Below are 9936 nucleotides of genomic sequence, written 5' to 3'. Positions count from 1 at the left end.
AGGAGTTACCGCGCTGCGCGATCTCCGCGTCGATGCGGTGGGGTAAGGCATCTGATCCGGAGACGGAGTATCCGGGGTAGCAAGGGATAACCCCGGGGAGTGGAGAGCGACGTAATGCAGAGTGAGGACGGGAGGATTTCGTCCCATTACCGGACTGGGCCGCTGCCCGCGGTTACGCCCCGTTTTTCGCCTTTTCGTGCCACCCGCCCCCGAGGCAGCCTCCCCGTCCCGGAATCTGGCCACCCCGGGTGGCGCGTTCGGGATCTCGATTCCATGGCCTTGATCGTTCAGAAGTACGGCGGCACATCTGTCGGCAATACCGAGAGGATCCGCAATGTTGCCCGCCGGGTGGCGGAGTACCGTGCGCGGGGAGACAGAGTGGTGGTGGTGGTTTCGGCCATGAGCGGGGTCACCGATGGGCTGATTCGCCTGGCCCGCGAGATCACCCCGATGCCCAGCGAACGGGAGATGGACATGCTGCTGGCGACCGGTGAACAGCAGACCATCGCGCTCATGGCCGTCGCCCTGCACGCCCTCGACATCCCTGCCTCTTCGCTCACGGGGGCCCAGGCCGGCATCGTCACCGATGGCGTCCACACCAAAGCCAAGATCCGTAACATCACCCCGAAGCAGGTTCACGGCCTCCTTGACGAGGGCCATGTGGTCATCGTTGCCGGGTTCCAAGGCCAGACGGCGGAGGGACAGATCACCACGCTTGGCCGGGGCGGATCCGATCTTACCGCCATTGCGCTCGCCGCGGCTCTCAGGGCTGACCTCTGCCAGATCTACACGGATGTGGACGGCATCTACACCGCCGACCCCCGTATTGTGCCCGATGCCACCAAACTCGACGAGATTGCCTATGACGAACTGCTGGAGTTCGCCGGGGCTGGCGCCAAGGTGATGCAATTGCGCTCGGTTGAGTTCGCCAAGAAGTTCGGCGTCGTCTTCGAGGTCCGATCGAGTCTCAACGACCACCCTGGAACCATCGTGAAGGAAGAAACGCGCAGCATGGAGGACGTCGTGATCCGAGGCGTCTCGCTCGACAGGAATCAGGCCAAGCTCACCGTTGTCGGCGTTCCCGACCAACCCGGCCGGGCGGCGAGCATTTTCCGGAGATTGGGGGATTCGGCCATCAATGTGGACATGATCGTTCAGAGTGCGAGCCACGGGGGTGGGTCGCCGGCCACCGACATCTCGTTCACCGTGGACAAGCCGGACCTTCTCAAGGCGAGAAAGGTGCTTGAGGAACTCCGGGCCGATCTCGGTTTCGGCGTGGTGCAGGCCGATGAGGACGTCGGCAAGGTTTCCATCGTCGGGGTCGGCATGCGCAGTCACACTGGCGTGGCCGGGCGGATGTTCGAGACGCTCGCCCGGGAAGGCATCAACATCAGCATGATCTCCACCAGCGAAATCAAGATCTCGGTGGTCGTCCGCATGGCGGACGGCGAACGCGCTGTTCGCGCCCTCCACACCACCTTTCTGGGCTGATCGCCCGCGCTCCGGTGGCCAAGAAAGCCCTAGGCCGCGATCTCGGCGAACTCCTCTCCCGCGCCCGTCCCGCGCGTTTTCTCGACGACGCCGTTCCCCTTTCCGCCAAGGACAGCGAGGTGCCTTCCCCGAGGCCACCCGATCCTTCGCGTTCCGAACGTCCGGGCTCTCCATGGGTCAACCCGATGGAGGCGGCTGCGCCCGTGGCTTCCCCCGACCCGCCCCCTCCGGAGCCTCCTTCCTCTCTGCCGACGAGATGGGTTGCAGTCCCCGGACCAACTCCCGCTTCCGTCCCTGCGACCGTCGTTCAAACCCCATCTCCCCCACCCTGGCAACGGCCGCAGGATGCCACCTTCAGCGCGATTCCGGCGCCGCCCCCGGTGCGCTGCGAAAGCCGGCGGGCTTGGTGGATCCTGGCGATGGGACTCGACCTGGTATTGCTCGGACTGGCGGCGTGGCTGTGTCTGGCATCGCCCTTGTCCAGGCCATGGGCCTACGGTCTGGCATCCATTTGCATTGTGGTTGGCGCCCTGGCGGCCTGTGCCGTTCCTTTGCTGCCCCCTTCAACCACTCAACCCCAGGGACCTCCCCAGCGCGTCCGTCCCGATCCCGCCCGCATCCGGGTCCAACTGACCCGCCTCTAGCCACGATTTCCGGGTAACCTGCGGCGGCGGTTAAGCGTCTCCCCGCGAGTTCCCGTTCTTCGTGCCGAGTTCCGGCGTCCTCCTGTCGAGGCGTGTCGGCTCCCGTGCCGGGCGGGGGCGGTCATCAACCTAGAAATACCGTGAAAACCCTGTTTGCATTCACCGCCACTGTCGCCTCCACCCTCGTGTTGTCGCCCTGCTTCGCCGGGCCCAAGGAGGATATCCAAGCGGCTCTCGGTCGCCTGGCAGAAGCGCCGAACTACGCCTGGACCACCCGGACCCAGGTGGAAGGTTCCCAATTCCAGTCCTCCGACATCCACGGCAAGGCCCAGAAGGAGGGTTGGGCCGTGGTGACCCAGGAACGGGATGGCACCCGGACCGTCGCCGTGTTCAAGGGCGAAAACGGGGTCGTCCAGGCCGACGGTGCATGGCACTCGGCCGAGGATCTTCGCGGACAACGCCAGGGCGGCGGCGGCGGCGGGGCCTTTCGCGCCGGGATGCTCCTGCGCACGCGCACCCCGCTCGACGAGGCGAAGCGTGCACTTGGCCACATCAAGGAATGGAAAGCCTCGGCTGACGGTCTGGGCGGCGACCTCACGGAAGCGGGCGCCCGTGAAATGATGGCCTTCGGTCGCGGCGGTCGTGGCGGCGGTGCAGGGGGCGCGGCCGAAGCTCGCGATGCCAAGGGGTCTGTCCGTTACTGGCTCAAGGACGGCCAGCTCGCAAAAATCCAGGTCAAGGTGTCCGGCACCTATTCCTTCAACAACAACGACCGCTTCGTGGAACGGACCACCACCTACGAACTGAAGGAGATTGGCACGACGACGGTGGAAATCCCGGCCGCCGCCAAGACCAAGCTGGGAAGCTGATCGATCCGCCGCATGTCCCTGTCTGTCCCGTCCCGCCGGAGGCGCTTCCTGATCGCGCTACTCTGGCTGGCCGCCGTCCCGGCGGGACGGGCGCAGTGGCAGGAATGGCTGGAAACCGGCCGGCGCTGGCTGGAAGGGCAGGGGGATCCCGACCTGACCCGCGCCCTCCGGTCGCTGGACATGACGGCCCTTGAACCCGCCCTCCGCGACGCCTTCACCCGCTTGCAGGGCGAGTATGTGCTGGACCTCGAAGCCCTGGAGGGCACGGCCCGGACCGTTCTACCCCTGCTGGAGTCCCATCCGGATACGCGCCCCTACGCGGCCTGGCTCCGGTCCCGCGTGGACTACGGCGAGGTGGCGCGTTGGTTGCGCGAGGCCGTGCGGGTCCCGGCCCCTCCCGTGCCCGGCCCCGTTCCCCGGCCTCCACCCGTGCCCACCCCCAGCCAGGGCCGCCGGGCGTGGGAACGTTCGATGGAACGGCGCCCCGCGCCCAAGGGCGCCAACGTGTGGGTGCCCCGCCTCAAACCCGTTTTCCGCCGCTCCGGCCTGCCCGAGGCCTGGGTCTGGCTCGCCGAAATCGAGTCGTCGTTCGACCCTGCCGCCCGCAGTCCGGTCGGGGCGGTCGGCCTCTACCAACTCATGCCGCGGACGGCCGAAGGACTGGGTCTGCGTCTGCAGCCCCGGGACGAACGGCTGGACCCGGACAAGAACGCCCGTGCGGCGGCCACGTATCTCCGGCAAATGCATGGGCAGTTCAAGGACTGGCACCTCGCGCTGGCGGCCTACAACGCCGGACCCGGCCGGGTTTCGACACTCCTCAAGAGCCGGCGTGCCGCCAGTTACGACGCCATTGCGCCGAGCCTGCCGGCGGAGACCCAGATGTACGTCCCCAAGTTCGAAGCGGTGTTGAAGCGCCGGGAGGGCCTCAGTCTGGGTGCCCTGCGGCCCCCCTCGCCCTGATTCCCTGAAACGTCGCGCCCGTGGAGGTCACTCCCGGTCCGGAATGGATGTCGGCCAGATGTCCGACCGCCCGGCGCGTCGCATCGCCAGGCCGGTGAACACGGCGATGGCCAGGGCGTAGGTGACGACACCCAGCCCGATCGCGAACGGAATCAGCCGCCACTGGCTGCCGGCCATCAGGCCCACGCCGACCAAGGCGACGAGGCCGGCATGCAGGATCAGGCAAATGAGGAAGACTCCCGGCCTGCCCTCGCGGTAACGGGCGGCAATCCATCGCCGGTATTCCAGTTCTCCCACCACCCGGGTGAGCCAGGCCGACTGAAAGTTGCGAGAGGCGACCAGGAGGCTCGTGGTCGCGATCGAAATCGCCGCCAGAGGGAGCAGGCCGACCCCCAGCGCCACCACCCCGTTCACCGCCATCCCCGCCCGCCATCCCAGCCACCGCGCGATCGGGTTTGCCTCCAGCTCGAGACAGGGCGTGGCCACCCAGGTGCTCAACAGGTCCATCCCCCGTCCGAACAGGACGAGCAATACCAGGGCGAGATGATCGATACTGCCGAACGCGGTGACGTGATCGATCGGCCACGTGGTCATGGTCAGGCCCGACCGTAGATCTGCTCCGGGGTCTGAAGGCGGTCCTCGGTGACCTCCGCGGCCTCCCCACCCTTCCGCATCGATCGAAAAAAGCACGACCGGTAACCCTCGTGGCACGCCGCCCCCACCTGTTCGACCTGCACCAGCAGCGTGTCCCCATCGCAGTCGAACGCGACGTCCAACACGCGCTGTGTGTGCCCGCTGGATTCGCCCTTCTTCCAGAAGGCCTTCCGGGATCGGCTCCAGAAATGCGTGTACCCGCTCTCGAGGGTCTTCTCGATCGAGGCCCGGTTCATCCACGCCATCATCAGCACCCGGCCTGTGCTCCGGTCCTGGATGATTGCCGGAATGAGCCCGTCCGCATTGAACTTGAGGGAATCCAGGGCGCTCATGGTCTCGGTCATCTTGCGGTCGCGACCCTGACAGATCCGGACCGCCCTGCCAATCCACCCGCAGCCGGCTCCCCGCGGGCGGTGCATCCCGAAGTTGTGGGGAGAGGTGCGAATTTCGCGAGGCGTCGTCTCGGAGGGCCGAGTTCCACGAGGCCGCAGCGGAGTGGTGCCATGGATTGAGGACTCGCGGAGCTCGTCCCTCCGATTCGCTCCCTCCTCACCCACAACTCCGGGATGCACCGCTCCGCGGGTCCGCGGCGTTTCCCCGGTTGCCAACCTTCCGCCCCGGTGGCTAGCGTCCCACTGATGAAACGTCTCGCGCTGTGGCTTTGGCTGACGGGCGCCCTGATCGGCCTGCACGCGCAAACCCCCGACTCCGAATTCCTGCAGATCTACCGGCTCATCCAGGCGGGCGAAACCCACGAGGCAGCGGGCGAGTTCGCCCAAGCCATGGACCGCTACCAGGAGGCGCGTCGCGAACTCGATCGTTTCGCCCGCGCCAACCCCACCTGGAACCGCCGCATCGTCCAGTTCCGCCTGGGGTTCCTTGGCGAGAAGGTCGGCGCCCTGAAGCTCAACGCTCCCGCCGAGCCGGTCCCGGCTCCGCTTCGCACGGTCACCCCCTCCCCGGCATCGCCCGCTTCCCCCGCCTGGCAGGCCCCATCCGGGGACGAAGCGATGAATGCCGCCCTGGCCGTCGCCCGTGCGGTGGCGGCGGATGCCCTGGCGCGGGCCCACGCCGCCGAGTCCCGTGCGGACACCCTTGCCGACCGCACGGCCCAGATGGCCCTCGACCTGCGCGACGCGCGGGATCGACTCGAGGTCTTCGAGGCGTCCCAGCAGAATCTCGAGCGAACCCGGCGCCAGCTCGAGAACCAGCGCGCCACCCTCCAGGCCAAACTGGACGAGGCTCTCCGCCCCCGCCCCGCCGCCATCGATCCCGTGGAACTGGCCCGCGTCCATGACCGCAACCTCCTCCTCATCCGGGAGAACGAGATCCTCAAGGCGGCCCTGGACCACCAGGCCGCCCAAAACCGCCGCCTGGTCGAAACGGCCTCCAAGGCCCTGGAACTCGAACGTCAATGGACCGAGGCCCGGTCGGAACTCGCCGCTCAGAAACGCGAACTCGACGCCCTGCGCGAGGAACGACGCCGCCTCCTCGCCCGTGTGGAAACCCTCTCCCGCCGGGACGAGTCCCAGTCCGAACCCCTCCGCGCCGAGGTCGCCTCCCTGCGCCGGCAACTCGACGAGGCCCGCGCCGAACCGCCAAGTCCTGAACCCGGTTCCGAAGATCTCCGCCGCGAACTCGCCGCCCACCGGACCGCCGCCGAGGAACTCCGCCGGGAGAACTTCTCCCTCCTCCGCGAAATCGAGAAGCTCACCGCCATTCGGGTCACCCCGGCCAGCCTCAAACCCCAGGAGGTTCTGTCCGACGACCGCGACCTCGCCGCCGCCGGGGCGGTTCGAGCCCGCCGCCTGGAACGTGAGCGCGATGAACTCCTCCACCAGCTCGAACTGACCCAGGCCGAACTCCAGCGCGGCAACCCCGCCCGCGTCCGGCAGCTCGAACGCGAAGTGGACCGCCTCGACGCCCGTCTGCGCGTCCTCACCGCCCCCCCGGAACCCTACACCGACGAGGAACGCGCCCTGTTCCGCCAGCCCGTCGAACGCGAAATCCTACGCCCGCTCCAGCTCGCCCAGGCCGCCCCCACGGAAACTCCCCCACCTCCGCAACCTCCGCCCGCCCCGGTCGAAACCGCCCCCCCGGCGCCGGCGCCTGTTCCTCCCGCCCGGGAGACGCCCTCCCATCCGACGCCCGCCCAGGCCACCGCGGCCCCTGAGACTGCGACTACGGATCCGTCGGCTCCCCGACGTCGTACCGCCAGGGATCTGCCCGCCGGTGCCGGCATCCTCGCCCAGCAGGCCCACCGGGCCTTCCTCATGCGCCGCTTCGACGAGGCGGAAGCCGGGTACCGGGAAATCCTCAAACTCGACGAGGACAACATCTTCACCCTCGGCAACCTGGCCGCCATCCTGGTCGAAAAGGGCCGGATCGAGGAAGGCGAGGCGCTTCTGGACCGCGCCCTTCGCCTCGACCAGGACGACCCGTTCAGCCTCTCCCTGATGGGCATCATCCGGTTCCGGCAGCAGCGTTACGATGAGGCCTTCGACACCCTCAGCCGGTCGGCGCGGATCGACCCCGACAACGCGGACACCCAGAACTACCTCGGCATCACCCTGAGCCAGCGCGGGCAGCGCCAGGCCGCAGAAACCGCCTTGCGCCGCGCCCTCAAACTCAACCCCGCCTCCCCGGCCGCCCATTACAATCTCGCCGTGGTGTACGCCACCCAGCGACCTCCCTTCCTCGAACTCGCCCGTTACCATTACGAGAAGGCGCGCCGTGCCGGGCAACCCCCCAATCCCGCCTTCGAAGGCGTTCTTCGCGGCGAGGAGCCCCCTGCCGCCGAGCAGGAATAGGACCCCTCAAGGATTCCCCAAGCCTTTCGAGGCATTCGGGTACGGCCGTTCCTCCTCCCACGGGGCGTCGCGCCAGGCGACTGCGCCCCCCTCAGTAAAAGCTGGTCCAGTTGCCGTAGTGTCTCCACACGATCCGCGACTGGCGCGCGACGTCCGCGTGCCCGTCGGCGTAGGCCCGGCTGATCGATTCCGCGCCGCCCCCGTGGATCTGGAACCCCGAGTCCGAACGACGCGTCGGATGTCCGCCCCAGGCGCGGTTCAGATCCGTCATGAACCCGTCGTGGTACAACGTGTCGGTCACGATCGGACTGGTGGACGCCCCGGGATCCTCCAGCTTCGTCGGCCAGCCGTCCGTCATCGAATTGGTGTTCACGCGCGACGTGGCGGGCATCACCTGAAAGCCCGGCTGCCCCGAACGCGGCACCCACCAACTGTGCTGGATGATGGCGAACCCGAAGGCCCAGCGCTGGCTGTAGTAGGCCCGGAGATCGTCGTTGTTCGAGATCGTCCGCCCTGCCTGCCGCTGGAACCACGTCCGGGCCTCCGTGAACTCGGTCGGCCGCGCCGGACAGAAGAACATCGGCACCGTCAGGCCCTGCTGCTGTAGCGCGGGAATCATGTCGTAGTGCACATCCCACGGGTTGTTCCCGATGCTCCCGAACATCGGCAGACGGCCCCGGGTGTCGTCCATCGCATACAGATTCGCCGCCACCGCCCACTGTCGGAAGTTCGACAGGCAATGCGTCTCCCTGGCCTTCCGCTTCGCCTTCGACAGCGCCGGGAGCAGCATGGACGCCAGGATCGCAATGATGGCAATGACCACCAGCAGCTCGATCAACGTGAAGGCCGAAGCGCCCTTCCTGCGCCGCGGCGCCGGAGTCCGGCGGGAACGCGGCGCCTTCAAGGACCCCATGCTGTTCCCGATCCCGGCCGCCTTGACCTCGTCGAGGCTCGTCCGCCCGTCCCCCGCCTTGTCCAAACCATCGTCCAGCAGGGCCTTCCGGCCATTCCGGACCAGGCCCTGCCGGATCGTCTTCTCGTCGGCGTGGCGCAGGATCGCATCGTGATCCTGCTCGCTCTTGAGCCAGATCTCGAACAGGCCGATGCGCCCCGCGTACCCGGTCTTGTGACAGGCCCGGCACCCGACCGGACGCCACACGGATTCGGGCACGGACCGGCCGATGCTTTCCAGCCACACCCGGATGGCGTCGGGAGGCGCGTCCTGCCGGCGGCACTTCTCGCACAACCGCCGCACCAGACGCTGGGCGATGACGATCTCGAGGCTCACCGCGATCTCGGTGTCGGTGATGTTCCAGTTGCGCAACGTGGTCAGCACCCCGACGGCATCGCGGCTGTGCAGCGTGCTCATGAGAATCCGCCCCGTGGCCGAGGCCTCGACCGCAATGCGTGCGGAAAGCGAATCGCGCGTCTCCCCGAGAATGAGGTAGTCCGGATCCAGGCGGAGCATCGCCTTGAGCCCCTCGGGAAACGTCAGGCCCCGCCGTTCGTCCACCTGGATCTGGGTGATTCCGTCGATCGCGTACTCGACGGGATCCTCGATGGTGACCACGGACCGGGTGGCCAGTTGAAGCTCCTGGAGCAGGGCGTAGAGGGTGGTCGTCTTGCCACTGCTGGTGGGGCCGGCGATCAGGCACATCCCGGTGTGGGTGGCCAGCCATTGCCGCACCACGGTGAGTTCGTCCGTGCCCAGTCCCAGTTGGCCGAGCCGGTGCCGGATGCGTCGCGAATCGAGGATCCGCAGGGCCACCTTCTCCCCAAACTGGCAGGGAACGCAGGCGAAACGGACATCCAGGTGCCGGTCCTCGAGTTCGTACGGGATGTGGGAATCGGACGGCTCGAACACCGGTCCGGGATCCAGGCCGGCCAGGGACTTGAGATGCTGGAGGAGACGCTGCCCCAGCTCGGGCGGCAGATGGGCCGTCTCGTGGAGCACGCCATCAATACGCAACCGGATGCACCAGCCGTCCTTGCGCGGTTCGAGATGAATGTCCGTCGCCCCCTCCGTCGATGCGTCGAGCAGGATCAGTCGCGCCAGTTCGCTCGGATCCGCGCGCTGGGCACCGGGCTCGTTGGCGGCCTGCCCGGTCCAACGCTCGAACAGGTGGGCCAGCGACTCGGTCAGGGGCTGTAGCCAGGTCGGCTTGGGGTCGGTGACTTTCATCTCGCGGTGGGATGGGGGCACCGTTGGCTCCGCGGCGGTCGCGGTCAATCCCCCAGTGCCCCGGCGGCAATCCCACGCTGCATCCGGGAGTTGTGGGTCGAGGCGCGAACTTCGCGAAGCATCGCCTCGGAGGGCCGAGTTCCACGAGGCCGCAACGGTGTGGAGCGTCGGCTCGACCGTGACAGCCCGCTGCGGGGATGCGCCGGCCTCGCCGTCCCGCGGCTGCGGGACCAAGACCCCTCGTCGCAGGGCGCCTTCCAGTTTTCAGACAGGCTCTTGCTGCATGGATACGGCTTGGCGACGTTCGCCGCGCTCCCGCAACTTTG

General features: G+C 67.8%; 8 protein-coding genes. 5 read left to right on the top strand and 3 right to left on the bottom strand.

Annotated elements, in window-relative coordinates; all coding sequences use genetic code 11:
• Positions 1-273: 273 nt before the first annotated feature.
• From KF833_20730 to KF833_20715, 4 genes are all read left to right on the top strand, one after another.
• Positions 274-1491 carry an aspartate kinase gene (locus KF833_20730; GenBank protein MBX3747741.1) on the top strand — a complete coding sequence of 406 codons (1218 nt, stop codon included), beginning with the start codon at positions 274-276 and terminating at the stop codon, positions 1489-1491.
• Between the two features lie 380 nt (positions 1492-1871).
• Complete coding sequence (locus KF833_20725) at positions 1872-2135, top strand: hypothetical protein (protein MBX3747740.1); 264 nt, start codon at positions 1872-1874, stop codon at positions 2133-2135.
• Positions 2136-2275: 140 nt separating this feature from the next.
• Complete coding sequence (locus KF833_20720; GenBank protein ID MBX3747739.1) at positions 2276-3004, top strand: hypothetical protein; 729 nt, start codon at positions 2276-2278, stop codon at positions 3002-3004.
• Positions 3005-3016: 12 nt separating this feature from the next.
• Entirely contained in the window at positions 3017-3964 is a 948-nt protein-coding gene (locus KF833_20715; protein ID MBX3747738.1) for a lytic transglycosylase domain-containing protein, read from the top strand.
• A gap of 27 nt (positions 3965-3991) precedes the next feature.
• Here the strand turns inward: KF833_20715 and KF833_20710 are convergent, their stop codons facing one another.
• Complete coding sequence (locus KF833_20710; GenBank protein MBX3747737.1) at positions 3992-4558, bottom strand: hypothetical protein; 567 nt, start codon at positions 4556-4558, stop codon at positions 3992-3994.
• A 2-nt stretch (positions 4559-4560) separates the two neighbouring features.
• Positions 4561-4962: a phosphoribosyl-AMP cyclohydrolase gene (gene hisI / locus KF833_20705; protein ID MBX3747736.1), complete on the bottom strand. Its 402-nt coding sequence runs from the start codon at positions 4960-4962 to the stop codon at positions 4561-4563.
• Positions 4963-5256: 294 nt separating this feature from the next.
• Between hisI and KF833_20700 the strand changes: the two genes are divergently transcribed.
• On the top strand, positions 5257-7428 hold the full coding sequence (locus tag KF833_20700; GenBank protein MBX3747735.1) for a tetratricopeptide repeat protein: 2172 nt from the start codon (positions 5257-5259) through the stop codon (positions 7426-7428).
• A gap of 91 nt (positions 7429-7519) precedes the next feature.
• Here KF833_20700 and tadA read toward each other — a convergent pair whose 3' ends face one another.
• Positions 7520-9610 (bottom strand): Flp pilus assembly complex ATPase component TadA, encoded by a 2091-nt coding sequence (gene tadA, locus KF833_20695; protein MBX3747734.1) that lies wholly within the window; start codon positions 9608-9610, stop codon positions 7520-7522.
• Between the last annotated feature and the right edge of the window lie 326 nt (positions 9611-9936).

The organism is Verrucomicrobiia bacterium (genome assembly GCA_019634625.1).
Taxonomy (GTDB): Bacteria; Verrucomicrobiota; Verrucomicrobiia; order Limisphaerales; family CAIMTB01; genus CAIMTB01.
This window is presented reverse-complemented; position numbering and strand designations above follow the sequence as displayed.